Origin of the sequence: Streptomyces sp. NPDC007164, from assembly GCF_040634135.1 — a bacterium.
Classification (GTDB): domain Bacteria; phylum Actinomycetota; class Actinomycetes; order Streptomycetales; family Streptomycetaceae; genus Streptomyces; species Streptomyces sanglieri.
This window is the reverse complement of sequence record NZ_JBEYFB010000006.1, coordinates 209,144-234,199: the sequence shown is the minus strand read 5'-3', so window position 1 is coordinate 234,199 and position 25,056 is coordinate 209,144. Positions and strand designations below refer to the sequence as shown.

The window sequence follows — 25,056 nt, the reverse complement described above, 5'->3', positions numbered from 1 at the left end:
GACCGGTCAGAACGGGAACCGCGAACGGCCGTGCTGCACCGAGATCCACTTCTGGGTGGTGAAGGCCTCGATCATGGAGTCGCCGTTCAGCCGGCCGAGGCCGGAGCTCTTCTCGCCGCCGAAGGGGACGATCGGCTCGTCGTGGACCGTGCCGTCGTTGATGTGGATCATGCCGGTGTGGATGCGCTGCCCGACCCGTACGCCGCGCTCGATGTCGCCGGTGTGCACCGCGCCGCTCAGGCCGTACGGGGTGTCGTTGGCGATCCGGACCGCCTCGTCCTCGCCGTCGAACGGGATGAGCAGTGCGACCGGGCCGAAGATCTCCTGGGAGAGCACGGGGGAATCGGCGGCCAGCCCGGTCAGCACGGACGGGCTCACCAGATTGCCGTCGGCGCTGCCGTGCAGCAGAGCCGTCGCACCGGCCGCCACGGTCTGGTCGACGAGCGTGGAAATGGCCTCGGCCTGCGAGGAGTTGATCAGCGGGCCGATCACGGTGTCCGGCTCGGCCGGGTCGCCGACCTTGAGCGAGGCGACCTTGGCGACGAACTTCTCGGTGAACTCCCGCTCCACCGCCCGGTCGACCAGGATCCGGTTGGCAGCCATGCAGACCTGGCCCTGGTGCACGTACCGGCTGAAGACGGCCGCGTCCACGGCGTAGTCGAGATCGGCGTCGTCGAGGACGATCAGCGCGCTGTTGCCGCCGAGTTCGAGCACGACGCGCTTGAGGTTGGCCGCGCACACCGTGGCGACATGCCGTCCCACCCGGTCCGAGCCGGTGAAGGAGATGACCTGCGGCACGGGGTGCTCCAGCAGGGCGTCACCGATCTCGGCGATGTCGGTGACCACGACGTTGAGCAGGCCGGCCGGCAGCCCGGCCTCCTCGAACACCTTCGCCACCAGCGTGCCGCCGCAGACCGGGGTGTTCTGGTGCGGCTTGAGCACCACCGCGTTGCCGAGCGCCAGGGCGGGGGCGACCGACTTCAGGGACAGCAGGAACGGGAAGTTGAAGGGGCTGATGACGCCGACGACGCCGACGGGCACCCGGTAGACCCGGTTCTCCTTGCCCTCGGTCGGCGAGGGCAGGATCTGCCCGGTGGGGCGCAGCGCGAGCTGGACCGACTCCCGCAGGAACTCCTTGGCGAGGTGCAGTTCGAAGGCCGCCTTCAGCCGGGTGCCGCCCAGCTCCGCGACGATCGCGTCGGCGATCTCGGACTCGCGCTCCTCGACGATCCGCAGCGCCCGCTCCAGCACCGTGCGCCGGGTGTACGGGTTGGTCTCGCCCCAGGCCCGCTGGGCGTCCTGCGCGGACCGGTACGCCCGGTCGACCTCGTCGGCCGTGGCGACCGTGATCGAGGCGAGCTTCTCACCGTTGTACGGGTTGAAGTCGATGATGTCCCAGGAACCCTTGCCCGGCCTCCACTCTCCGTCGATGAACTGATGGGCCAGGTCGGTGAAGAAGGACATGAGTTCCCTTACCACGGAGGAACGGACAGCTGATTGAGCTTCATGTTACTTAGATCGACCGGCAATTGGGGGGCGGCGGCGGACAGCTGGAACCGGACAGCCGCACGGCCCTTCGCGGCCCCCGCAGACAGCGGTGCCCCTCCGGGCCGCAGCGGCCGGGAGGGGCACCGAAGCCGTCCGGGAGGCATCAGCTCCAGCTGGCGTGCAGCGGCTTGCCCTCGGCGTAGCCCGCGGCGCTCTGCACCCCGACGACCGCCTTCTCTGCGAACTCCGCCAGGGAGGCCGCACCGGCGTAGGTGCAGGAGGAGCGGACACCCGCGATGATCGAGTCGATCAGGTCCTCGACGCCGGGCCTGGCCGGGTCGAGGAACATCCGCGAGGTGGAGATGCCCTCCTCGAACAGGGCCTTGCGGGCCCGGTCGTAGGAGGACTCGTCCGACGTGCGGTTCTTCACGGCGCGCGCGGACGCCATGCCGAAGGACTCCTTGTAGAAGCGGCCGTCGGCGGACTGCTGGAGGTCGCCGGGCGACTCGTACGTACCGGCGAACCAGGAGCCGATCATCACGTTGGACGCGCCCGCGGCGAGCGCCATCGCGACATCGCGCGGGTGCCGGACGCCGCCGTCCGCCCAGACGTGCTTGCCGTACTTCTTCGCCTCGGCGGCGCACTCCAGAACGGCGGAGAACTGCGGCCGGCCCACGCCGGTCATCATCCGGGTGGTGCACATGGCGCCGGGGCCGACACCGACCTTGATGATGTCCGCGCCGGCCTCGACGAGGTCGCGCACGCCCTCGGCGGCGACGATGTTGCCGGCGACGATCGGGACGTGCGGGTCGAGCCCGCGCACGGCCCGGACCGCGTTGATCATGGACTCCTGGTGGCCGTGGGCGGTGTCCACGACGAGCGTGTCGACGCCCGCGTCGAGGAGCTGCTTGGCCTTGCCCGCGACGTCGCCGTTGATGCCGACGGCGGCGGCGATCCGCAGCCTGCCCTGCGCATCGGTGGCGGGGGTGTAGAGGGTGGCGCGCAGTGCGGCCTTGCGGGTGAGGATGCCGACGAGCCGGCCGTCCGCGTCGACCGCGGGGGCGAGCTTGCGGTTGGCGCCGTCCAGCCTGTTGAACGCGTCGCGCGGGTCGATGTCCGCCTCCAGCAGCACCAGGTCCTTGGTCATGACCTCGGAGAGCTGGGTGAAGCGGTCGACGCCGGTCAGGTCGTGCTCGGTGACGACGCCGACGGGGCGCTGCTCCTCGTCGACGACGACGCCCGCGCCGTGCGCGCGCTTCGGCAGCAGCGACAGGGCGTCGGCGACCGTCTGGCCCGGGGCCAGCACGATCGGTGTGTCGAGCACCAGGTGTCGCGTCTTCACCCAGGAGATGACGTCGGTGACGACCTCGATCGGGATGTCCTGCGGGATGACGACGATGCCGCCGCGGCGGGCGATCGTTTCGGCCATCCGGCGGCCCGCGATGGCCGTCATGTTCGCGACGACGAGGGGGATGGTGGTGCCGGTGCCGTCGGGCGAGGAGAGATCGACACCCTGGCGGGAACCGACTGCCGAACGGCCCGGGACCATGAAGACATCGTCGTACGTGAGGTCGTACGGGACCGAGGGGGACTCTGTGTAACGACCAGTACCGGGCTCAAGAAAACGCATAACGCTCATTTTTTCATACGAAATGGAGCAGGTCGCTTCCACGAAGACACAACAAAGGACACCCGCGTTCGTATGTTCCTCCGAAGGAACCGGACGGGCGTCCCGGGCAAGTGGAACCTGCCTTGCCCGCGGACCCTACCCGAAAGGCATTCGAATCATTCGCGATCATCTTCCCTGGACCTGGTGACAAGGGGTCCGGTAGCTTCAAACTCGCAGGTCCCGTGGGTCTCGACTACGCCCCGGAGGAACAGCCGGAAGGGTCACAACTTCCGTCACCCGTACGACCGGAGAGGATCACGACCCACCCGTGGAGAGCGAACTGCCGGACATCTACTGCCCGTTCCCCCAGCTCACCAACCCGAACGTCGGACACACCCGGGACCATCTCGACGAATGGACCCGCAACACCGGTCTGGTGCACCGCGATTCGGCCAGGGACCGCTTCGTGCAGGCGGACTTCGGATCGTTCGTCGGCATGGTGTATCCGACCGCCGACAGCAAGAACCTCGACCTCGTCGCGGACTGGTTCGTCTGGCTGTTTCTCGTCGACGACCAGCTCGACGACGGCCATCTGGGCCGCAGCCCCGAGCGGGTACGGGACGTGGTCGAGCTGATGCGGACCGTCATCGAGGGCGACGCCCCGGCCCCGCTGCCGGACGGGCGGCTCCCCGCCGCCGTGGTCGCCCTGGCCGATCTGTGGGAGCGGACGACGCCGACCGCGGCCCCGCACTGGCGCACCCGGTTCGGCTGGCACCTCACCACGTACCTCACGACGGCCACCACCTGGGAGGCGGGCAACCGGGCCGCCGGCGTGGTGCCGACCGAGGAGACGTACATCGCCAAGCGGCGCCATACCGGCGCGATACACGTCTGCATGGACCTGATAGAGATCGTGGCCGGGATCGAGGCTCCCGAGTCGATCCACAACGACTCCCGGTTCATCACCGCGCTGGAAGCCTCGTGCAACGTCGTGTGCTGGGCCAACGACGTGTACTCGTACGAAAAGGAGCAGGTGCTCGGCGAGATCCACAACCTCGTCCATCTGGTCCGGCACCACCGCGGCTACGGACAGCGGCAGGCGCTCGAACACGTCTGCGCGGAGATCACGACGGAGACCGAGCGCTTCCTCGCCGCCGAGGCCGAGCTGCTGGCGGCGTACCCGCAGCTGTCCTGGATGCTCAAGCCATATCTGGAGGGAATGCGCAGCTGGATGCGCGGCAACCTCGACTGGTCGCGGCAGACCCCGCGCTACAACCCGGCCGACGTGAGTCAGTACGAGGAGCCGGAGGAATATCTGGAGGCGACGGTCCTGGGCGTGGTCCCGGACTGAACCGCCGGACATGGAAACGCCCGGACGGCGCACGCGCTGTCCGGGCGTTTCCATGTCCGCGACCGGGGGCGGCCGCTGCCGCCCCCGGTGTGGATCAGTCGCCGTCCGGGTCGGCCCGCTCCAGCGCCGGCCGCTGCGGTGCCGCCGACTCCGTGAGCAGGTAGTCGGCCGCCGCGGTGTCCGTCACCAGGCTGGTGACCAGCCCGGACCTCAGTACCGCCCCGATCGCCGCGGCCTTGCGCTGGCCGCCCGCGATCGCCACCACCTCGGGGATCCGGCGCAGCCGGTCGGCCTCGACCGTGATGCACCGCTCCCCCAGGTCCCGGCCGACCCGCCGCCCCTCGGTGTCGAAGAGGTGCGCCGACATCTCCGCCGCGACACCGAGCGAGGCGTAGTGCGCCCGCTCCTCGTCGGTGAGCATGTCGTGGACGGTCGAGATGCCCGGCTCCCAGGAGCCGATGGAGACCGCCGCGACCGTCACCTTGTCGAAGTAGTCGAAGGCGCGGGCGATGCCGGTCTGGTGGCGCAGCGCGGCGGCCGTCGCCGGGTCGGGCAGCAGCATCGGCGCGTAGATGGGGTGGGCCTCGCCGCCGGACACCTGGGCGGCCCGCCGGACCGCCTCGACGGAGCCGCGCTCGGCCGTCCCCGCGTCGTACACCCCGGTGAGCTGCACGACCGTGCACGGCGGCAGCCGGTCGAGCGCCGCCGCCATGTGGATGGTGGACCGGCCCCAGGCCAGCCCGAGCACATCGCCCTCGTTCACCAGTTCGCCCAGGAGATCGGCCGCGACCTCGCCCAGGTTCTCCGGGTCCGGTGCGTCGTCCTGCTCCTCGGCCGGGGACTCGACGACGACCGCGTGACGCAGCCCGTAGCGGGCACGGAGCGCGTCGGAGCGCTCGGCGTCCAGTTCGGCGGGGACGCGGATCTCGATCCGTACGAGGTCGCGCTCAAGAGCCGTCTCCAGGACCCGGGCCACCTTGAAGCGGCTGACGCCGAACTCCTCGGCGATCTGGATCTTCGACTTGCCCTCAAGGTAGAAGCGACGGGCCATGGCCGCCGCCTGCACCAGCTCCGCGGGCCCCATCCGCAGGGCGGACCTGCCCGCCGACATTGCAGACACCGCGATCTCCTCACTGCTGTTCACACTCTCGATACGCCGTTCATCCTGTCAGATCCGGCGTTCCTTGATCGGTCCCGTCGGACCGAGTTCATCTGTCCTTGGCCGGGCGGACCCGCAATCGGGAGCGGGAGCCGGCCGCGGCGTCAGTGGGCGCACGCCCAGGCCGCCGAGGCGGTGGCCCCGTCGGCCCGGGCACGCAAAGCCCGCACGGCTTCGGCCGGGTCCGTCGCCCCGTACACCGCCGAACCCGCGACGAAGACGTCCGCCCCGGCCTCGGCGCACCGCTCGATGGTGGACGCGGAGACGCCACCGTCGACCTGGAGCCACAGTTCGAGGCCGTGCTTGGAGATCAGCTCACGGGTGCGGCGGATCTTCGGCAGCATGATGTCCAGGAAGGCCTGGCCGCCGAAGCCCGGCTCCACCGTCATGATCAGCAGCATGTCGAGCTCGGGGAGCAGGTCCTCGTACGGCTCGATGGGCGTCGCGGGCTTGAGTGCCATGGAGGCACGGGCGCCCTTGGCCCGGATCTCCCGCGCCAGCCGCACGGGGGCCGCCGCGGCCTCCGCGTGGAAGGTGACCGAACCGGCACCGGCCTCGACGTACCGGGGCGCCCAGCGGTCCGGGTCCTCGATCATCAGATGGCAGTCCAGCGGGGTGTCCGTGGCCCGGCTGAGCGATTCGACGATGGGCACACCGAGGGTCAGATTGGGCACGAAGTGGTTGTCCATCACATCGACGTGGAGCCAGTCGGCGCCTTCGACTGCCTTCGCCTCCTCGGCGAGGCGGGCGAAGTCGGCGGACAGGATGCTGGGGTTGATCTGGGCCATGTCCCAAGCCTGCCATGTTCCGCGTCACTTCCCCGCCCCGGTGCGGGCCAAAGCCTCACGGGATCATTACAGTTCGCCCGATCCGGGGCTCCCGGCCGCACGATCCGGGCGTTTCGGTCCCGCGCGGGGGCTCCGGGGGCCGTCGCCGCCGGAGCGTGCGGAGCGGTCGCAGCGGCCCCCGAGGCCCGTCGAAGCGCTCAGGCGGTACGTCGCAGCAGCGCCAGATACATCGCGTCGGTGCCGTGCAGATGCGGCCACAGCTGGACGTCGGGGCCGTCGCCCAGCGCGGGCACGCCCGGCATCAGCGGGCGGGCGTCCACCCACTCGGCCTCCACGGGCTGACCGCCGCGCCCCTTGAGCACGTCCTCGACGACCACCCGGGTCTCCGCGAGGTGCGGCGAGCAGGTCGCGTAGCCGACGACGCCGCCGACCCGTACCGCCTTCAACGCCTCGCGCAGCAGGCCGCGTTGGAGCGGGGCGAAGTGCTCCAGGTCCTCCGGGCGGCGGCGCCAGCGCGCCTCCGGGCGGCGGCGCAGGGCGCCGAGGCCGGAGCACGGCACGTCCATGAGGACCCGGTCGAAGCTGCCGGGCTGCCACGGCGGGCGGGTGCCGTCGGCGGTGATCACCTGGTACGGGCCGGGGTTGCCGGCCAGCGCGCGTTCGACCAGGCGGGCCCGGTGCGGCTGCTTCTCGGCGGCGAGCAGGGCGGCGCCCCGGCCGGCGGCGAGCGCGGCGAGCAGGGCGGCCTTGCCGCCGGGGCCGGCGCAGCCGTCGAGCCAGCGGCTGTCGCCGCCCTCGACGGGTGCGTTGGCGAGGGCGGCGGCCACCAGCTGGCTGCCCTCGTCCTGAACCCCGGCCCGGCCCTCCTGGACGGCGGTCAGCGCGCCGGGCTCGCCGCCCTCCGCCATCCGTACGGCGTACGGGGACCAGCGGCCCGGCAGGCCGTTCTCGTCGCCGAGGGCGGTGAGCAGCTCATCGGTGGTGGAGCGGCCGGGGCGGGCGACCAGGGTGACCTCGGGCCGCTCGTTGTCGGCTTCGAGCAGATCCTCGATCCCGGCGCGGCCGCCGCCCAGCGCGTCCCACAGGGCGGAGACGACCCACCGCGGATGCGAGTGCACGACGGCGAGGTGGTCCTCGGCGTCCTCCTCGTACGACGGGGCCACCTTGGCCACCCAGCCGTCGAGGTCGTCCGCGGAGACCTTGCGCAGCACCGCGTTGACGAACTTGGCCCGCCCCTCGCCGAGCACCACCCGGGCCAGCTCCACGCTGGCGGAGACCGCGGCGTGGGTGGGGATGCGGGTGCCGAGCAGCTGGTGCACGCCCATGTCGATCACGTCCAGGACCGGCGGGTCGACCTCGCGCAGCGGCCGGTCGATGCAGGCCGCGACGATCGCGTCGTACGTGCCCTGGCGGCGCAGCGTGCCATAGACCAGCTCGGTCGCCAGGGCCGCGTCCCGGCTGTCGAAGTCGCCCTTGGCACGGGCCTTCTTCAGCAGCGGGGGCAGTACGAGGTTGGCGTACGCGTCCCGTTCGTCGACGGCCCTGAGGGCTTCGAAGGCGAGGAAGCGGACGGGGTCCTTCTTGGGGCGGCGATGCGGCTTGGCGGGACGGCGACGCTGCTGGTCGTTCACGTGAAAGGTGCTCCGCTGATGGTGAGGGGGCGAACCCTCCCAGCCTACGTCGCCGTCCCCGCCCCCGACGGCTCAGCTGCCGAGCAGCTCGCCGTGGACGATCCGGACCCCGCGGGCCCAGTCGGCGGCCCGCATCGGCTTCTTGCCCTGGGGCTGGACCCAGAGCAGCTCGACCGCGTGCGATCCGGTGCCCACGTACACGTTGTTCTTGGCCGCCGACAGCTCGCCGGGGGCCAGGTCGGCACGGTCCAGCACGGGCACCGCCTGGATCAGCTTCAGCCGCTCCCCCCGGAACAGCGTCCAGGCGCCGGGCGCCGGCGTGCAGCCGCGCACCACGCGGTCGACCCGCAGGGCGGGGGCGGACCAGTCGATCCGGGCGTTCTCGACCGTGATCTTCGGCGCGAGGGTGATCCCCTCGGCGGGCTGCGGCACGGCGTGCAGGGTGCCGTCCTCGATGCCGTCCATCGTGGCGACGAGCAGCCCCGCACCGGCGAACGCCAGCCGGGTCAGCAGGTCGCCGCTGGTGTCGGTGGGACGCACTTCCTCGGTCAGCACGCCGTATACCGGGCCGGAGTCGAGCCCCTCCTCGATCAGGAAGGTCGAGGCGCCGGTCACCTCGTCCCCGGCCATGATCGAGTGCTGCACGGGGGCCGCGCCGCGCCAGGCGGGCAGCAGCGAGAAGTGGAGGTTGACCCAGCCCCGGGCGGGCACGGCGAGCGTCTCCTTGGGGAGCAGCGCGCCGTAGGCGACGACCGGGCAGCAGTCCGGGGCGATCTCCCGCAGCCGGGCGAGGAAGTCCTCGTCGCGCGGCCGGGCGGGCCTGAGCACCTCGATGCCGGCCTCCTCGGCGCGCTCGGCGACGGGGCTGGCGACCAGGCGGCGGCCCCGCCCGGCGGGGGCGTCGGGCCGGGTCACCACGGCGGCCACCTCGTGCCGGTCGGAGGCGATCAGGGCGTCCAGGGCGGGTACGGCTACCTCGGGGGTGCCTGCGAAGACGAGCTTCATGGGTGGCTGACTGCCTCTCGGGCCGGAACGTTCGGTGACGAGCAACGCACAAGTCTATGGGCCCCGCGGCCGGGGGGCGTACGCATGGCTGTGCGCCCCTTTGAAGGGCGCACGCGCCCCTGAAGCGTGACCAGATCCACAGCTGAGGCGTTGGTCAAGAGAGATTGACCGAAGCGAGCCGCCCTGGTGCGGCCCGATCCCTTTCAACGCCGGTTCGAGAGGCTTCTTCATGGCCGACCACGCAACCCACGACGCCCAAGCGAGGGCCAGTCTGCATCTGTTGGTGCGGGACATCGAGCGGGTCCGGCGGCAGGTGGACGCGCTGCGCACGCTCACCGCCCAACTGGGCAACGTCTACCGCCCGCGCCGCTCCGGCCCGTCCACGGGCTTCGTCGTCTACGGCAGGGCCCCGGCCCCCACTGTCAGGCTGGCGCAGGAGCTGCGCGACAGCGTCGAGACCCTGGTCACCGCGGCAGTCGACTTCGACCGCTCGCTGGGCTTCTCCTGGGACGCGGTGGGCTCCGCGCTCGGGGTCACCAAGCAGGCGGTGCACCGCCGCTACGGCGCACGCCGCAACGCCCGCCAGCCCGGGGCGGCCGAATCCGGCGCGGAGACCACGGTGCCGCGCCCCCTGCCGGGGTCCGCCGGCCCGTCCGCGCTGCCGCCCGTCGTGCCTGCCGCGCGCTCCATGCCGCCGCAGCCGTCGGCGGACCGGCCGGCACTGCGCGACGACCTGCGCCCCGGCGTCTTCCCCGGCCCGCGCAACGGCTGACCGACCCCATCCACTGCCCCGCCGCGTCCGCCGCCCGGCGGGGCAGACCCATGCCGGCTCCCGGGCTCCGGGTTCCGGACTCCTGGCTTCCCGTGCTCCCGACCGGCCCGGGGCGCCGCGCGTTTCGCCGCGCCCCCGGCGTTGCCCAACGTCACGCGGCGTCATGCGACGTCACCCGGCGTCCGCCGGACCGCCCGCCGCGCCCCGGCCCGCACGCCGACACCCAGGCCCCGAGTTCCTGGCCCGGCCGCACCCGGCGCTCCACCCCGTCACCCGATGTCCGGCGGGTCCACCCTGATCCGGACCTGCTCGCCGCTCCCCCGGGACATCCTGGCCGCCTGCGCGGTCTTCAGCGCGGCCGCCAGCGCCGCCCCGCTGCCCGGAGGCACTCTGAGCAGCACCCGCTCCCAGGACTCCCCCTGCGGTGCGTCCCCGGGTCTGCGGGGTCTGCCCGGTACGGTGGCCGGCACCGGGACCGGGCCCAGCACCTCGGCCTCCGCCGGCAGCTCGGCCGCCGCGAGGAACACGGCCAGCGCCTCGGGCGTGCCGGTCACCGCGGCCATCCGGGACACCGGGGGAAAGCCCAGCTCGGCCCGCTCCGCCAGCTCACGGCGGGCATGGCCGACCGGATCCCAGCGCACCAGGGCCTGTACGGGCCGCAGCGTCGGCTCGGCGACGACCACCACCGTGCCGCCCTCCGGCTGCCCGCGCACCAGCGAGGCCGCGGCCGTCCAGCGGCGCAGCGCCTCCTCACCGGCCCGCAGGTCGGGGCGGCCGACCATCGCCCAGCCGTCCAGCAGCAGCGCGGCCGCGTAGCCGCCCTCGGCCACGGGCTCGGCGCCGGGGGTGCTGACGACCAGCGCGGGTGCGTCCGGCACCGAGTCGAGGATGTGGTCACGGCCGGACGTCCGCACCGGCACGGCCGGGAACGCCCGGCCGAGCTCCTCGGCCGTCCGGCGGGCGCCGACGATCCGGGCCCGCAGCCGGTTGGAGCCGCAGGCGACGCAGTGCCAGGCGGTCTCCGCCCGCCCGCACCAGGCGCAGTTCAGATCCTGCTGGTCCGGCGCCTCCAGCGGCCCCGCGCAGTGCCGGCACCGGGCGGGTTCGCGGCAGCGCTCGCAGGCCAGCCGCGGCGCGTATCCCCGGCGCGGCACCTGGACCAGGACGGGGCCGCTGCGCAGCCCGTCCCGTACCGTCTGCCAGGCCAGGCTGGGCAGCCGGGCGGCCCGCGCGGCGCCGTCCCGCGCCAGCTCCCCGTCGCCGACCGTACGGACCAGGGGCGCCGCGATCCGCAGCTGCTCCCGGTCCGCGCGCAGCGGCAGCGCCCAGCCGCTCTCCACCAGCTGGGCGGCCTCCACCGTGCAGTTGGTACCGCCGAGCAGGAACGCGCAGCGGCCGTGCGCGGCCCGCAGTTCGAGCACCTCGCGGACGTGCGGGAAGGGGGCGTTGTCGTCGCTGTGGCTGGAGTCCCCGTCGTCCCAGACGGCCACCAGGCCGAGGTCCGCGACCGGGGCGAACATCGCCGCTCTCGTCCCGACGACCGCCCGCACCGAGCCGCGCCGCACGGCGAGCCACTCCCGGTACCGCTTCTCCGGTCCGGAGTCGGCGGTCAGCAGCGCATGGCGTCCCGGTCCGAGCAGCTCGGTGAGCGCGGCGTCCACTCGCCCGGCGGTCCGGCCGTCGGGGACGACGACGAGGGCGCCGCGCCCGGAGGCGAGGGTCGCGGCCATGGCCCCGGCGATCTCCTGCGCCCAGTGGGGTCCGGGCAGCGCGGTCCACACGGCCCGGGGCGCCCCGCCCCCGGCCAGCGCCCGCAGGAAGGCAGGCCCCTGCGCGTACCGCTCCCAGGTGCCCGCCGACGGCGCGGGCGGCGGCGGCAGGGGCTCGGGCGAGGGTCTGGACTCGGCCCTGCCGTTGCGGGGCGGGACGGCGAGCTGGAGCACATCGGCGAGGCTGCCCGCGTAGCGGTCGGCGACGGCCCGCGAGAGGGCGAGCAGCTCCGGTCCCAGCACCGGTTCCGGCGATACGACATAGGCGAGCGCCGCGAGGGCGCCCGTGTAGTCCGACTCGGCGAGCCGCTCGACGAGGAAGCCGTCGATCAGGCCGCCCCCTTCGCGCCGGCCGCCGCGCACATTGCGCCTCCCGGCCCCGAACCGCACCCGCACCCGCACGCCGGGCTGTGCCTCGGCGTCGAGCTCCTCGGGCACCGCGTAGTCGAAGTACTGGTCGAGATGGAGCACGCCCTTGTTGACCAGCACCCGGGCGACGGGCAGCTCCTTGGCGAGCGCGGCGCCGCGCCAGGTCCGCGGCTTGGCCCGGGGCACCTTGGCCTTCCGCACCGTCTCCCGGATCAGCGCAAGCTGCTCCGGGGCCCCGTCGCCGGGGTCCGCGGATCGCTCGTTGTCGCTGCTCACAGCCAAATTCCTACCAGAGACGACTGACAGCGGCCCCGTCGAGGCGGGACCGGGTCCGGACGCGCCGGGGCCCGGACACCCTGTGCGGTGTCCGGGCCCCGGCGTACGGCTGGAGAGCCTGCCGGCCTACAGCCCGGCCGCCGCGCGCAGCGCGTCCACACGGTCGGTGCGCTCCCAGGTGAAGTCGGGAAGCTCACGGCCGAAGTGGCCGTAGGCCGCGGTCTGGGCGTAGATCGGGCGGAGCAGGTCGAGGTCGCGGATGATCGCGGCCGGGCGGAGGTCGAAGACCTCGCCGATGGCGTGCTCGATCTTCTCCGTGTCGACGGCGGCGGTGCCGAACGTCTCGACGAACAGACCGACCGGCTCGGCCTTGCCGATCGCGTACGCGACCTGCACCTCGCAACGGGCGGCGAGGCCCGCGGCGACGACGTTCTTGGCGACCCAGCGCATGGCGTAGGCGGCCGAGCGGTCCACCTTCGACGGGTCCTTGCCCGAGAAGGCGCCGCCGCCGTGGCGGGCCATGCCGCCGTAGGTGTCGATGATGATCTTGCGGCCGGTCAGACCGGCGTCGCCCATCGGGCCGCCGATCTCGAAGCGCCCGGTCGGGTTCACCAGCAGCCGGTAGCCGTCGGTGTCCAGCTTGATGCCGTCCTCGATCAGCTGACCGAGCACGTGCTCGACGACGAACTCGCGGATGTCGGGCGCGAGCAGCGAGTCGAGGTCGATGTCGCTGGCGTGCTGCGAGGAGACGACGACCGTGTCGAGACGGACGGCCTTGTCGCCGTCGTACTCGATGGTGACCTGGGTCTTGCCGTCGGGGCGCAGGTACGGGATGGTCCCGTTCTTGCGGACCTCGGAGAGCCGGCGGGAGAGCCGGTGCGCAAGGTAGATCGGGAGCGGCATGAGCTCGGGCGTCTCGTCGCAGGCGTAGCCGAACATCAGGCCCTGGTCGCCGGCGCCCTGCTTGTCGAGCTCGTCCTCATCGCCCTCGACCCGCTTCTCGTACGCGGTGTCGACGCCCTGCGCGATGTCGGGAGACTGCGCCCCGATGGACACCGAGACACCGCACGAGGCGCCGTCGAAGCCCTTCTTCGAGGAGTCGTAGCCGATCTCCAGGACCTTGTTGCGTACAAGGGTCGGGATGTCGGCGTAGGCCTTGGTCGTGACCTCACCCGCAACATGCACCAGACCGGTGGTGATCAAGGTCTCGACGGCGACGCGGGACCGGGGGTCCTCGCGGAGCAGCGCGTCGAGAATGGTGTCGCTGATCTGGTCAGCGATCTTGTCGGGGTGACCCTCGGTGACGGATTCCGAGGTGAAGAGACGGCGGGACACATCGCTCCCTGGGGTTGCAGCGGCTGCTGGCTGATCATTTGGCGGACGGCCGGGAGCTGCGCCCGGCACGGTCCGGGATCAGTTTATCGGTCACTTCCGTCCGGCGGACAATGTGTCTCGCCCTTTGGTAGTTCTGTGACCTGCGGCACGGCCCTGCGGAGCGGGCCGATTCCTCTCGGGCGATGCCATTTACGCCCATATCCCAAGGGTTTCGGCCCGGCCACGGGCACGTCACAAGAAATTCATCCAAGACGTGACGACACGAGATCCCAGACCGTGTCGGCGAGCGCTTCCTTGGGTCCGTACGGCACCTGGGTCTCGCCGCCGTCGGCCGCGAGCACCACGGCCTCGTTCTCCTCCGAGCCGAAGGTCCGGCGCTCCCCCACCTCGTTGACCACGAGGAGGTCGCAGCCCTTGCGGCGGAGCTTCTCCCGGCCGTTGGCGAGGACGTTGTCGGTCTCGGCGGCGAAACCCACGACGATCTGCTCCGGCCGGGCTCGTTCGCCGGCCACCTCGGCGAGGATGTCGGGGTTGCGGACGAGCGTGATGGGCGCGGGTTCCTGGCCGTCCTTCTTCTTGATCTTCCCCGTCGCGTACTCGGCGGGCCGGAAGTCGGCGACCGCCGCCGCCATCACGACCACGTCGGCGTCCGCGGCGGCCTTCAGCACGGCCTCGCGGAGCTGTACGGCGGTCCCCGCGTGCAGGACGTCGGCGCCCGCCGGGTCGGGCAGGCCGGTGTTGGCCTCGACGAGGGTGACCCGGGCGCCGCGGGCGACCGCCGTGCGGGCCAGGGCGTAGCCCTGCTTGCCGGAGGAGCGGTTGCCGAGATAGCGCACCGGGTCGAGCGGTTCGCGCGTACCGCCCGCGCTGATCACCACATGGCGGCCGGCCAGGTCGGGTTCGACGGGGCCGCGGGCCAGTACCCGGCGGCAGACCTCGAAGATCTCCCCGGGGTCGGGCAGCCGGCCCTTGCCGGTGTCGACACCGGTCAGCCGGCCGACGGCGGGCTCGATGACGACGGCACCGCGGCGGCGCAGCGTGGCGACGTTCTCCCGGGTGGCGGGGTGCTCCCACATCTCGGTGTGCATGGCGGGTGCGAAGACGACCGGACAGCGGGCGGTGAGCAGCGTGTTGGTGAGCAGGTCGTCGGCGAGGCCGTGGGCCGCCTTCGCGAGCATGTCGGCGGTGGCGGGGGCGACGACCACCAGGTGGGCGTCCTGCCCGATCCTGACGTGCGGCACCTCGTGGACGTCGTTCCAGACCTCGGTGGAGACCGGGTGGCCGGAGAGCGCGGACCAGGTGGCCGCCCCCACGAAGTGCAGCGAGGACTCGGTCGGTACGACGCGCACGTCGTGACCGGACTCGGTGAGCCGGCGCAGCAGTTCGCACGCCTTGTACGCGGCGATGCCTCCGCTGACCCCCAGAACGACCTTCGGCTTGTCCACTGCGTCTCCCCGCACTCGGATACGAACAACCCCCATGCTGCCTCACCGCGACCGGTCCGACGCTGTCGCCCCGGACACACCTCAGGCCCGGCGGTCGCGGCCGCCGGGCCTGAGACGAAGGTGCAATTCCTGCTTACTGCGCGGGGCCCTCGATGGCCTCGGAGGTGAGCAGGCCCGCGTTGATCTCGCGGAGCGCGATCGAGAGCGGCTTCTCGTGCACGTGGGTGTCGACGAGCGGACCGACGTACTCCAGGAGACCCTCACCGAGCTGCGAGTAGTACGCGTTGATCTGACGCGCGCGCTTGGCGGCGTAGATCACGAGGCTGTACTTCGAGTCGGTGGCCTCAAGGAGCTCATCAATCGGCGGGTTGATGATGCCCTCGGGCGTGGTGATGGAAGAGGACACTCTCTGCCTTCCGAAGGGGGTAAAGATCAAAGAAATCTTTGACGATGCGGAGATCTGCGGTGGCGTGCGTACCGGCTTCGGCGACTTCGTCAGTCGCTGTCGGCACGGTGGCCGGAAACCTCCAGCATCAAGGCTAGCAGCTCACGGGCCACGTCCTCGACGGAGGTGTTGACCAGCGTCGTGTCGAACTCGGCCTCGGCGGCCAGTTCGATCTTGGCGGCGGCGAGCCGGCGATCGATCACCTCGGGCGCCTCGGTCCCGCGGCCGGTGAGCCGGCGGACCAGCTCCTCCCAGCTCGGCGGGGCCAGGAAGACCAGCTGGGCGTCCGGCATCGACTGCCGGACCAGCCGGGCGCCCTGAAGGTCGATCTCCAGCAGCACCGGCTCGCCCGCCTCCAGGCGGTCGAGCACGGCGCGGCGGGGCGTGCCATAGCGGTTGCCCGCGAATTCGGCCCACTCCAGCAGCTCGCCGTTGGCGATCAGCTTGTCGAACTCCTCGTTGTCCACGAAGAAGTAGTGGACACCGTTGCGCTCGCCGGGGCGCGGCTTGCGGGTCGTCGCCGACACCGAGAGCCAGACCTCGGGGTGGACCTTGCGCATATGAGCGACGACCGTGCTCTTGCCGACCCCGGAGGGGCCGGAGAGCACGGTCAGCCGCGGACGTACGTCCGGGGGTACGGGGGACGTCCCCCGGGATGTTGCAGCCATGGAGCGATTATCCAGGTTCTCAGGAGTGCCTGAGAACGTCAGGCGGCGCTGCCGCCGAACTCGCGCTCCAGGGATGCGATCTGGTTGGAGCCGAGACCCCGGACCCGGCGGCTCTCGGAGATGCCGAGCCGCTCCATGATCTGCTTGGCGCGGACCTTGCCCACGCCCGGCAGGGACTCCAGAAGGGCGGAGACCTTCATCTTGCCGATGACGTCGTTCTCCTGGCCCTGCTTGATGACCTCGTGGAGGGAGGCGCCGGAGTGCTTGAGTCGATTCTTGACCTCGGCCCGCTCCCGGCGAGCCGCGGCGGCCTTTTCGAGCGCGGCTGCGCGCTGTTCAGGGGTAAGGGGCGGAAGAGCCACGCCTACGTCACCTCGGATGTCGATCTGTCGGATACGGACCGGTGAGGAAGCTGAGCGCTCCACACCAGGTGAGCGACGGACAACTTGTGTACGTCGGCTCTCGTCGGAGACTAGCGGCCAAGGCGGCCGGAGTCAGCGAGAACCAACGAAAAGTCCTGGTCAGCCTTGGCCGACCAGGACATTTCTGGCATAACAACCGAGTTTTTTGGTCAGGAAAGAGTCAACACCCGGTTACGTGGCATGGTCAGCTACCCGCCACGGCCGCCCGGATCTCGTCCGTGAGCCGTTCGGCGGCCTCCCGGAGCCCCGTCGCGTCCGGCCCCTGACTCAGCACCCCGCGGCTCACGCTGGGCACCACATTGCCCACCGAGGCGCCGAACACACCGGGCAGATCCGCGGGCGTCGCGCCCTGCGCCCCGATCCCGGGAGCGAGCAGCGGGCCGTTGATCGCCAGGTTCGCCCCGGCGTCCCCGAGCGTGGCTCCGACCACCGCGCCGACGGAGCCGAGCGGGGTCATCCCCTCGTTCTCGGCGGCCATGTGGTCGAGCATGAGCTGGGCCAGCGAGCGGCCGTCGGCGGCGGTAGCGCGCTGCACCTCGGCGCCCTCCGGGTTGGAGGTGAGGGCCAGCACGAAGACGCCCGCGCCGGAGAGGACCGCCGCGTCGAGCGCCGGGCGCAGCGAGCCGAAACCGAGGTACGGGGAGACGGTGACCGCGTCCGAGAACAGCGGCGAGTCCTTCTCCAGGTAGGTCGCCGCGTAGGCGCCCATGGTGGAGCCGATGTCGCCGCGCTTGGCGTCCATCAGCACCAGCGCGCCGGCCGCACGCGCCTCCTGGACCGCCTTTTCCAGGACGGCGATGCCGCGCGAACCGAAGCGCTCGAAGAACGCGGACTGCGGCTTGAGCACGGCGACCCGGTCGGCCAGTGCCTCCACGACGGTGCGCGTGAAGCGTTCGAGCCCGGCGACGTCGTCGTTCAGGCCCCAGGCGGTGAGCAGCGAGGCGTGCGGGTCGATGCCGACGCACAGCGGGCCGCGGGTGTCCATGGCGCGGCGCAGGCGCGCGCCGAACGGTTCGGGGCTCATGCGGTGGCCTTCCTGGTCTCTGCGCCGACGGCCTCGGCGAGGGTGGCGTACGGGGAGGCGGCCAGGCGCGCGGCCAGGCCCTTGTGGATCGAGCGGGCGTAGCACGGGCCCTCGTAGATGAAGGCGCTGTAGCCCTGGACGAGTGTGGCGCCGGCCAGGATGCGCTGCCAGGCGTCCTCGGCGTTCTCGATGCCCCCGACGCCGACCAGGGTGATCCGGTCGCCGACGCGCGCGTAGAGGCGGCTCAGCACCTCCAGGGAGCGCGCCTTGAGGGGGGCGCCGGAGAGCCCGCCGGTCTCCTGGACCAGGGACGGCGAGGACTTCAGGCCGAGGCCGGTGCGGGCGATGGTGGTGTTGGTGGCGATGATGCCGTCCAGGCCCAGTTCGACCGCGAGATCGGCGACCGCGTCGACGTCCTCGTCCGCGAGGTCCGGGGCGATCTTGACGAGCAGCGGGACCCGGCGCCCGGTGACGGTCCGGTCGGCCGCCTCGCGCACGGCGCTGAGCAGGGGCCGCAGCGCCTCGGTGGCCTGGAGGCTGCGCAGCCCCGGGGTGTTGGGCGAGGAGACGTTCACGACGAGGTAGTCGGCGTGGGCGGCGAGCCGCTCGGTGGACTTCACGTAGTCGCCGGCCGCTTCGGCCTCCGGCACGACCTTCGTCTTGCCGATGTTGACGCCGACCGTGGTCCGGAAGACCGGCCGGCGGGCGGCGAGGCGGGCGGCGACGGCGGCCGATCCCTCATTGTTGAAGCCCATGCGGTTGATCAGCGCGCGGTCCGCGACGAGGCGGAAGAGGCGCTTCTTGGGGTTGCCGGGCTGCGGCTCGCCGGTGACCGTGCCGATCTCGACGTGGTCGAAGCCGAGCATCGACATGCCGTCGATCGCGACGGCGTTCTTGTCGAAGCCGGCGGCGAGGCCGAACGGGCCGTGCATCCGCAGGCCGAGGGCCTCGGTGCGCAGCTCCTTGTACCGGGGCGCGAGCGCGGCGGCGACGAAGGTGCGCAGCACGGGGGTCCGGGCGGCGAGGCGGATCCACCGGAAGGCCAGGTGGTGGGCCTGCTCCGGGTCCATCCGCTTGAAGACCAGACGGAAGAAGAACTTGTACATCGGGGTGTCCTCGGTGTCCTCACGGAGAGGGGGACACCGTTTCCGGTGTCCCCCTGTCGGCTGCTAGTCGCGGGCCGCGGTCAGATGTTCGGCGTGTTCCTGGAGGGAACTGACGCCGACGCCCCCGTGGGTGAGCGCGTCGATGCCCTGGACGGCGGCGGCGAGCGCCTGGACCGTCGTCAGGCACGGTACGGACCGGGCCACGGCCGCGGTGCGGATCTCGTAGCCGTCGAGGCGGCCGCCCGTTCCGTACGGCGTGTTGACGATGAGGTCGACCTCGCCGTCGTGGATCAGCTGGACGATGGTCTTCTCGCCCTGCGGGCCCACACCCTCGGACTGCTTGCGTACGACGCGGGCGTTGATGCCGTTGCGCTTGAGGACCTCGGCGGTGCCGGAGGTGGCGAGCAGCTCGAAGCCGTGGGCGACGAGTTCGCGCGCCGGGAAGATCATCGAGCGCTTGTCGCGGTTGGCGACCGAGATGAACGCGCGGCCCTTGGTGGGCAGCGGGCCGTACGCGCCGGCCTGCGACTTGGCGTACGCCGTGCCGAAGACCGAGTCGATGCCCATGACCTCACCGGTGGAGCGCATCTCCGGGCCGAGGACGGTGTCGACGCCGCGGCCGTGGATGTCGCGGAAGCGCGACCACGGCATCACGGCCTCCTTGACGGAGATCGGCGCGTCCATCGGGAGGGTGCCGCCGTCGCCGTTGGCCGGCAGGAGTCCCTCCGCGCGCAGCTCGGCGACGGTCGCGCCCAGCGAGATGCGGGCGGCGGCCTTGGCGAGCGGGACCGCGGTCGCCTTCGAGGTGAAGGGGACGGTGCGGGAGGCGCGCGGGTTGGCCTCCAGAACGTAGAGGATGTCGCCGGAGAGCGCGAACTGGATGTTGATCAGTCCGCGTACGCCGACGCCCTTGGCGATGCCCTCGGTGGAGGCCCGCAGCCGCTTGATGTCGTAGCCGCCGAGCGTGATCGGGGGCAGCGCGCAGGCGGAGTCGCCGGAGTGGATGCCGGCCTCCTCGATGTGCTCCATGACGCCGCCGAGGTAGAGCTCGGTGCCGTCGTAGAGCGCGTCGACGTCGATCTCGATGGCGTCGTCGAGGAAGCGGTCGACCAGGACCGGCCGGGTGGGGCTGATCTCGGTGGACTCGGCGATGTACGAGGAGAGCCGCGTCTCGTCGTACACAATCTCCATGCCGCGGCCGCCGAGCACATAGCTGGGGCGGACGAGGACGGGGTAGCCGATCTCGTCGGCGATGGCCTTGGCCTCGTCGAAGGTGGTGGCCGTGCCGTGCTTCGGGGCGGGGAGCCCGGCCTCGGCCAGGACGCGGCCGAAGGCGCCGCGGTCCTCGGCGGCGTGGATGGCCTCGGGGGACGTGCCGACGACCGGCACGCCGTTGTCCTTGAGCGCCTGCGACAGGCCCAGCGGGGTCTGGCCGCCGAGCTGGACGATGACACCGGCGACCGGTCCGGCGAGGGTCTCCGCGTGCACGATCTCCAGCACGTCCTCAAGCGTCAGCGGCTCGAAGTACAGGCGGTCGGAGGTGTCGTAGTCGGTGGAGACGGTCTCCGGGTTGCAGTTGACCATCACGGTCTCGTAGCCCGCGTCGCTCAGCGCGAAGGAGGCGTGGACGCAGGAGTAGTCGAACTCGATGCCCTGGCCGATGCGGTTGGGGCCGGAGCCGAGGATGATCACCGCGGGCCTGGTGCGGGACGCGACCTCGTTCTCCTCGTCGTAGGAGGAGTAGAAGTACGGCGTCTTCGCGGCGAACTCGGCGGCGCAGGTGTCGACCGTCTTGTAGACCGGGCGGATGCCCAGCGCGTGCCGCACCTCGCGCACCACGTCCTCGCGCAGGCTGCGGATCTCGGCGATCTGCGCGTCGGAGAAGCCGTGCCGCTTGGCCTCGGCGAGCAGCTCGGGGCCCAGCTCGTCGGCGGCGGCGAGCTCGTCGGCGATCTCCTTGATCAGGAAGAGCTGGTCGACGAACCAGGGGTCGATCTTCGTGGCGTCGAAGACCTCTTCCTGGGTGGCGCCGGCCCTGATCGCCTGCATGACGGTATTGATCCGGCCGTCGGTCGGGCGGACCGACTCGGCCAGCAGCTCGGCCTTGTCACCGGGCTCGCCGACGAAGGAGAACTGCGAGCCCTTCTTCTCCAGCGAGCGGAGCGCCTTCTGGAGCGCCTCGGTGAAGTTCCGGCCGATCGCCATGGCCTCGCCCACCGACTTCATGGTGGTGGTGAGGGTGGAGTCGGCGGAGGGGAACTTCTCGAAGGCGAAGCGGGGGGCCTTGACGACGACGTAGTCGAGGGTCGGCTCGAAGGAGGCCGGGGTCTTCTCGGTGATGTCGTTGGGGATCTCGTCGAGCGTGTAACCGACGGCCAGCTTGGCGGCGATCTTGGCGATCGGGAAGCCGGTGGCCTTCGAGGCGAGCGCCGAGGAGCGGGAGACACGCGGGTTCATCTCGATCACGATGACCCGGCCGTCGGCCGGGTCGATGGCGAACTGGATGTTGCAGCCGCCGGTGTCGACGCCGACCTCGCGGATGATCGCGATGCCGATGTCGCGCAGCCGCTGGTACTCGCGGTCGGTGAGCGTCATCGCCGGGGCGACGGTGATCGAGTCGCCGGTGTGGACGCCCATCGGGTCGAAGTTCTCGATGGAGCAGACGACCACGACGTTGTCGTTCTTGTCGCGCATCAGCTCCAGCTCGTACTCCTTCCAGCCGAGGATGGACTCCTCCAGGAGCACCTCGGTGGTCGGCGAGAGCGTGAGGCCCTGTCCGGCGATGCGGCGCAGCTCCTCCTCGTCGTGGGCGAAGCCGGAGCCGGCGCCGCCCATGGTGAAGGAGGGGCGGACGACGACGGGGTAGCCGCCGAGGGTGTCGACGCCGGCGATGACGTCGTCCATGGTGTGGCAGATGACGGAACGGGCGGACTCGCCGTATCCGATCTTCTCCTTGACGGCCTCGACGACGCCCTTGAAGAGGTCGCGGTCCTCGCCCTTGTTGATGGCCTCGACGTTGGCGCCGATGAGCTCGACGCCGTACTTCTCCAGGACACCGTTCTCGTGCATGGAGATCGCGGTGTTGAGCGCGGTCTGGCCGCCCAGGGTGGGCAGCAGCGCGTCGGGGCGCTCCTTGGCGATGATCTTCTCGACGAACTCGGGGGTGATCGGCTCGACGTACGTGGCGTCGGCGATCTCCGGGTCGGTCATGATCGTCGCCGGGTTGGAGTTCACCAGGATGACGCGCAGGCCCTCGGCCTTGAGTACGCGGCAGGCCTGGGTGCCGGAGTAGTCGAACTCGGCGGCCTGGCCGATGACGATCGGGCCGGAGCCGATGACCAGGACGGACTGGATATCGGAGCGCTTAGGCACGCTGGCCCTCCATCAGGGAGACGAAACGGTCGAAGAGGTACGCGGCGTCGTGCGGGCCGGCGGCTGCTTCGGGGTGGTACTGGACGCTGAAGGCCGGCTGGTCGAGGAGCTGGAGCCCCTCGACGACCTGGTCGTTCAGGCAGACGTGGGAGACCTCGGCGCGGCCGAACTTCGTGTCGGACACCTTGTCGAGCGGGGCGTCGACGGCGAAGCCGTGGTTGTGCGCGGTGACCTCGACCTTGCCGGTCGTGCGGTCCTGCACGGGCTGGTTGATGCCGCGGTGGCCGTACTTCAGCTTGTAGGTGCCGAAGCCCAGGGCGCGGCCCAGGATCTGGTTGCCGAAGCAGATGCCGAAGAGCGGGGTCCTCCGCTCCAGGACGCCCTGCATGACGGAGACCGGGTGGTCGGCGGTGGCCGGGTCGCCGGGACCGTTTGAGAAGAACACGCCGTCGGGCTCGACCGCGTACACCTCCTCCAGGGTGGCGGTCGCGGGCAGTACGTGCACCTCGATGCCGCGCTCGGCCATCCGGTGCGGGGTCATGCCCTTGATGCCGAGGTCGATCGCGGCGACGGTGAACTTCTTGGTGCCGATCGCGGGGACGACGTACGTCTCCTTGGTGGCGACCTCGGCGGAGAGGTCGGCTCCGACCATCTCGGGCGCCTGCTGGACGCGGGCCAGCAGCGTGGCCTCGTCGGCGACGGCGTCACCGGAGAAGATGCCGACGCGCATGGCGCCGCGCTCGCGCAGGTGGCGGGTGAGCGCGCGGGTGTCGATGCCGCTGATGCCGACGACGCCCTGGCGCTCCAGCTCCTCGTCGAGCGAGCGCCGCGAGCGCCAGTTGGAGGGCACCCGGGCGGGGTCACGGACGACGTAGCCGGAGACCCAGATCCGTCCGGACTCGGGGTCCTCGTCGTTGACCCCGGTGTTCCCGACGTGCGGGGCGGTCATCACGACGACCTGGCGGTGGTACGAGGGGTCGGTCAGCGTCTCCTGGTAGCCGGTCATCCCGGTGGAGAAAACCGCCTCGCCGAAGGTCTCCCCCACGGCCCCGTAGGCGCGGCCGCGGAAGGCGCGGCCGTCCTCCAGGACGAGTACGGCGGGAGCTTTGGCGGCTCCCCGGGTGGAGATCGTCATCGTGCGGTGCCTTCCGTAGTGCTGGTGAGTTGGTCGATGGCCTCGACCCAGGCCGGGTGCTCGGCGGAGCGGTCGGAGCGGAAGCCGGAGTCGATCAGCTTGTCGCCGTGCGCCCAGGTGATGATCAGCAGGCCGCCCTCGGGGAGGACCTTGCCGGCGATGCCCTTGTCGAGCCGGGCCTCGCGCAGGGCGGCGGCCGGCACGAAGAAGTCGGCCGCGCCGGGCCGTACGACGTCGAGTCCCTGTTCGGTCAGGGTGAGCTCGACGCGGCTGCGGGTGCCGAGGCCATGGGCGACGATCCGGTCGAGCCACTGCCCGGCGGTGGTCGAGGCGTGGTAGCGGCCGCTCAGTGTGAGCAGCTTCTCGCCGTCCGCGTACCCCTCCGGGGTGGCGGCGAGCTCCGGCAGGTCGGACTGGAGGCTGCCCCGCCACTTCCATCCCTGGCGCATCAGCCAGTAGACGAAGGCGATCAGGACGACCAGTCCGACGACCCAGCTGATCCGGGCGGACCAGTCGGTCACCTCGGCCGACTTCCGGTCGGCGGCGAGCTGGTACAGGGGGGTGAGTGATGTCACGCGAGCTTCCCGTCGACGACCGTTGCACGGCCCCGCAGGAAGGTGTGGGTGACTCGGCCCGGCAGCTCGCGCCCCTCGTACGGAGTATTGCGGCTGCGGGAGGCGAAGCCCGCGGGGTCCACGACACCACGGTAAGCCGGATCGACCAGGGTGAGGTTGGCGGGTTCGCCCGCCGAGACGGGCCGGCCGTGTCCGTCGAGCCGGCCGATGGCGGCCGGGCGGAACGACATCCGGTCGGCGACACCCGCCCAGTCGATCAGGCCGGTCTCGACCATCGTCTGCTGGACGACGGAGAGCGCGGTCTCCAGGCCCACCATGCCCATGGCGGCGGCGGCCCACTCGCAGTCCTTGTCCTCGTGCGGGTGCGGGGCGTGGTCGGTGGCGACGCAGTCGATGGTGCCGTCGGCGAGCGCCTCGCGCAGGGCCATGACGTCGGCCTCGGTGCGCAGTGGCGGGTTCACCTTGTAGACCGGGTTGTAGGACCGTACGAGCTCGTCGGTGAGGAGCAGGTGGTGCGGGGTGACCTCGGCGGTGACGTTCCAGCCCTTGGACTTGGCCCAGCGGACGATCTCGACGGAGCCGGCGGTCGACAGGTGGCAGATGTGCACCCGGGAGCCGACGTGGGCGGCGAGCAGCACGTCGCGGGCGATGATCGACTCCTCGGCGACGGCGGGCCAGCCGCCGAGACCGAGTTCGGCGGAGACGACGCCCTCGTTCATCTGGGCGCCCTCGGTGAGGCGGGGCTCCTGGGCGTGCTGGGCGACGACGCCGTCGAAGGCCTTCACGTACTCCAGCGCGCGGCGCATGATCACCGCGTCGTCGACGCACTTGCCGTCGTCGGAGAAGACCTTCACCCCGGCGGCCGAGTCGTGCATGGCGCCGAGCTCGGCGAGCTTCCTGCCCTCCAGGCCGACGGTGACGGCGCCGATCGGCTGCACGTCGCAGTAGCCGGACTCCTTGCCGAGCCGCCAGACCTGCTCGACGACACCGGCGGTGTCGGCGACCGGGAAGGTGTTGGCCATGGCGTGGACGGCGGTGAAGCCGCCGACGGCCGCGGCCTTGGTGCCGGTGAGGACGGTCTCGGAGTCCTCGCGGCCGGGCTCGCGCAGGTGGGTGTGGAGGTCGACCAGGCCGGGCAGCAGGATCTGGCCACCGGCCTCGACGACGGTCGCGTCACCGGCCTCGATGCCGGTGCCACTCCAGTCGATTTCGCCCTGCCGGGCGGTGGCGGCGATGGTCTCGCCGTCGATCAGGACGTCCTGGGGTTCGCCGCCGAGGACCTTCGCGCCGCGGATAAGGATCTTGCTCATGG

At 71.6% G+C, this 25,056-nt stretch carries 20 protein-coding genes; 2 read left to right on the top strand and 18 right to left on the bottom strand.

The window, feature by feature from the left end; translation table 11 throughout:
* Nucleotides 1-6 precede the first annotated feature (6 nt).
* Together ABZ622_RS12535 and ABZ622_RS12530 are read right to left on the bottom strand one after the other, a co-directional pair.
* Nucleotides 7-1,464: an aldehyde dehydrogenase family protein gene (locus ABZ622_RS12535; protein WP_360542302.1), complete on the bottom strand. Its 1,458-nt coding sequence runs from the start codon at nucleotides 1,462-1,464 to the stop codon at nucleotides 7-9.
* A gap of 187 nt (nucleotides 1,465-1,651) precedes the next feature.
* A complete protein-coding gene (locus ABZ622_RS12530; protein ID WP_360542301.1) occupies nucleotides 1,652-3,118 on the bottom strand; it encodes a GuaB1 family IMP dehydrogenase-related protein in 1,467 nt (488 codons plus the stop codon).
* Between the two features lie 307 nt (nucleotides 3,119-3,425).
* Here ABZ622_RS12530 and ABZ622_RS12525 point away from each other — a divergent pair, with 307 nt between their 5' ends.
* Nucleotides 3,426-4,448, top strand: a complete 1,023-nt coding sequence (locus ABZ622_RS12525) for a terpene cyclase (protein WP_360542300.1) — start codon at nucleotides 3,426-3,428, stop codon at nucleotides 4,446-4,448.
* 94 nt (nucleotides 4,449-4,542) lie between these two features.
* On the opposite strand, the gene ABZ622_RS12520 is transcribed toward ABZ622_RS12525, so the two are convergent.
* The 4 genes from ABZ622_RS12520 to fmt form a co-directional block, all read right to left on the bottom strand.
* Nucleotides 4,543-5,559 carry a sugar-binding domain-containing protein gene (locus ABZ622_RS12520; protein WP_266919297.1) on the bottom strand — a complete coding sequence of 339 codons (1,017 nt, stop codon included), beginning with the start codon at nucleotides 5,557-5,559 and terminating at the stop codon, nucleotides 4,543-4,545.
* A 152-nt stretch (nucleotides 5,560-5,711) separates the two neighbouring features.
* A complete protein-coding gene (rpe, locus tag ABZ622_RS12515; RefSeq protein ID WP_266917271.1) occupies nucleotides 5,712-6,395 on the bottom strand; it encodes a ribulose-phosphate 3-epimerase in 684 nt (227 codons plus the stop codon).
* A 197-nt stretch (nucleotides 6,396-6,592) separates the two neighbouring features.
* The gene (locus ABZ622_RS12510; protein WP_360542299.1) at nucleotides 6,593-8,026 is read right to left on the bottom strand and encodes a transcription antitermination factor NusB; all 1,434 of its coding nucleotides are present in this window, start codon (nucleotides 8,024-8,026) and stop codon (nucleotides 6,593-6,595) included.
* A gap of 72 nt (nucleotides 8,027-8,098) precedes the next feature.
* Nucleotides 8,099-9,031 carry a methionyl-tRNA formyltransferase gene (gene fmt, locus ABZ622_RS12505; RefSeq protein ID WP_360542298.1) on the bottom strand — a complete coding sequence of 311 codons (933 nt, stop codon included), beginning with the start codon at nucleotides 9,029-9,031 and terminating at the stop codon, nucleotides 8,099-8,101.
* 229 nt (nucleotides 9,032-9,260) lie between these two features.
* On the opposite strand from fmt, the gene ABZ622_RS12500 reads away from it, so the two are divergent.
* Nucleotides 9,261-9,803 (top strand): hypothetical protein, encoded by a 543-nt coding sequence (locus ABZ622_RS12500; protein WP_360542297.1) that lies wholly within the window; start codon nucleotides 9,261-9,263, stop codon nucleotides 9,801-9,803.
* 269 nt (nucleotides 9,804-10,072) lie between these two features.
* Here the strand turns inward: ABZ622_RS12500 and ABZ622_RS12495 are convergent, their stop codons facing one another.
* The 12 genes from ABZ622_RS12495 to ABZ622_RS12440 form a co-directional block, all read right to left on the bottom strand.
* Nucleotides 10,073-12,217 carry a primosomal protein N' gene (locus ABZ622_RS12495; protein ID WP_360542296.1) on the bottom strand — a complete coding sequence of 715 codons (2,145 nt, stop codon included), beginning with the start codon at nucleotides 12,215-12,217 and terminating at the stop codon, nucleotides 10,073-10,075.
* A 126-nt stretch (nucleotides 12,218-12,343) separates the two neighbouring features.
* Nucleotides 12,344-13,552, bottom strand: a complete 1,209-nt coding sequence (gene metK / locus ABZ622_RS12490) for a methionine adenosyltransferase (protein WP_189543751.1) — start codon at nucleotides 13,550-13,552, stop codon at nucleotides 12,344-12,346.
* 242 nt (nucleotides 13,553-13,794) lie between these two features.
* A complete protein-coding gene (gene coaBC, locus ABZ622_RS12485) occupies nucleotides 13,795-14,997 on the bottom strand; it encodes a bifunctional phosphopantothenoylcysteine decarboxylase/phosphopantothenate--cysteine ligase CoaBC (RefSeq protein WP_360542295.1) in 1,203 nt (400 codons plus the stop codon).
* Nucleotides 14,998-15,130: 133 nt separating this feature from the next.
* Nucleotides 15,131-15,403 (bottom strand): DNA-directed RNA polymerase subunit omega, encoded by a 273-nt coding sequence (gene rpoZ / locus ABZ622_RS12480; protein WP_003970369.1) that lies wholly within the window; start codon nucleotides 15,401-15,403, stop codon nucleotides 15,131-15,133.
* 89 nt (nucleotides 15,404-15,492) lie between these two features.
* Nucleotides 15,493-16,110, bottom strand: coding sequence for a guanylate kinase (gene gmk / locus ABZ622_RS12475; RefSeq protein ID WP_360542294.1), 618 nt, complete (start codon nucleotides 16,108-16,110; stop codon nucleotides 15,493-15,495).
* A gap of 38 nt (nucleotides 16,111-16,148) precedes the next feature.
* Nucleotides 16,149-16,472 (bottom strand): integration host factor, encoded by a 324-nt coding sequence (locus ABZ622_RS12470; RefSeq protein ID WP_014157387.1) that lies wholly within the window; start codon nucleotides 16,470-16,472, stop codon nucleotides 16,149-16,151.
* 244 nt (nucleotides 16,473-16,716) lie between these two features.
* Complete coding sequence (gene pyrF, locus ABZ622_RS12465) at nucleotides 16,717-17,556, bottom strand: orotidine-5'-phosphate decarboxylase (RefSeq protein ID WP_360542293.1); 840 nt, start codon at nucleotides 17,554-17,556, stop codon at nucleotides 16,717-16,719.
* Entirely contained in the window at nucleotides 17,553-18,662 is a 1,110-nt protein-coding gene (locus ABZ622_RS12460; protein WP_360542292.1) for a quinone-dependent dihydroorotate dehydrogenase, read from the bottom strand. Before ABZ622_RS12460 ends, pyrF begins: the two co-directional genes overlap by 4 nt.
* Before the next feature lie 63 nt (nucleotides 18,663-18,725).
* Nucleotides 18,726-22,034 carry a carbamoyl-phosphate synthase large subunit gene (carB, locus tag ABZ622_RS12455; protein WP_360542291.1) on the bottom strand — a complete coding sequence of 1,103 codons (3,309 nt, stop codon included), beginning with the start codon at nucleotides 22,032-22,034 and terminating at the stop codon, nucleotides 18,726-18,728.
* Nucleotides 22,027-23,169: a glutamine-hydrolyzing carbamoyl-phosphate synthase small subunit gene (gene carA / locus ABZ622_RS12450; RefSeq protein ID WP_360542290.1), complete on the bottom strand. Its 1,143-nt coding sequence runs from the start codon at nucleotides 23,167-23,169 to the stop codon at nucleotides 22,027-22,029. The genes carB and carA overlap by 8 nt, the downstream gene beginning before the upstream one ends.
* A complete protein-coding gene (locus tag ABZ622_RS12445; RefSeq protein ID WP_360542289.1) occupies nucleotides 23,166-23,744 on the bottom strand; it encodes a hypothetical protein in 579 nt (192 codons plus the stop codon). Before ABZ622_RS12445 ends, carA begins: the two co-directional genes overlap by 4 nt.
* Nucleotides 23,741-25,054, bottom strand: coding sequence for a dihydroorotase (locus ABZ622_RS12440; RefSeq protein ID WP_360542288.1), 1,314 nt, complete (start codon nucleotides 25,052-25,054; stop codon nucleotides 23,741-23,743). Before ABZ622_RS12440 ends, ABZ622_RS12445 begins: the two co-directional genes overlap by 4 nt.
* Between the last annotated feature and the right edge of the window lie 2 nt (nucleotides 25,055-25,056).

Excerpts from the sequence above, each read along its gene's own strand:
- ABZ622_RS12460 (WP_360542292.1), bottom strand. The coding sequence starts at position 18,662 with ATGTACAAGTTCTTCTTCCGTCTGGTCTTCAAGCGGATGGACCCGGAG.
- pyrF (WP_360542293.1), bottom strand. The coding sequence starts at position 17,556 with ATGAGCCCCGAACCGTTCGGCGCGCGCCTGCGCCGCGCCATGGACACC.
- ABZ622_RS12440 (WP_360542288.1), bottom strand. The coding sequence starts at position 25,054 with ATGAGCAAGATCCTTATCCGCGGCGCGAAGGTCCTCGGCGGCGAACCC.
- ABZ622_RS12535 (WP_360542302.1), bottom strand. The coding sequence starts at position 1,464 with ATGTCCTTCTTCACCGACCTGGCCCATCAGTTCATCGACGGAGAGTGG.
- ABZ622_RS12530 (WP_360542301.1), bottom strand. The coding sequence starts at position 3,118 with ATGCGTTTTCTTGAGCCCGGTACTGGTCGTTACACAGAGTCCCCCTCG.
- gmk (WP_360542294.1), bottom strand. The coding sequence starts at position 16,110 with ATGGCTGCAACATCCCGGGGGACGTCCCCCGTACCCCCGGACGTACGT.
- ABZ622_RS12500 (WP_360542297.1), top strand. The coding sequence starts at position 9,261 with ATGGCCGACCACGCAACCCACGACGCCCAAGCGAGGGCCAGTCTGCAT.
- ABZ622_RS12520 (WP_266919297.1), bottom strand. The coding sequence starts at position 5,559 with ATGTCGGCGGGCAGGTCCGCCCTGCGGATGGGGCCCGCGGAGCTGGTG.
- carA (WP_360542290.1), bottom strand. The coding sequence starts at position 23,169 with ATGACGATCTCCACCCGGGGAGCCGCCAAAGCTCCCGCCGTACTCGTC.
- rpe (WP_266917271.1), bottom strand. The coding sequence starts at position 6,395 with ATGGCCCAGATCAACCCCAGCATCCTGTCCGCCGACTTCGCCCGCCTC.
- fmt (WP_360542298.1), bottom strand. The coding sequence starts at position 9,031 with ATGAAGCTCGTCTTCGCAGGCACCCCCGAGGTAGCCGTACCCGCCCTG.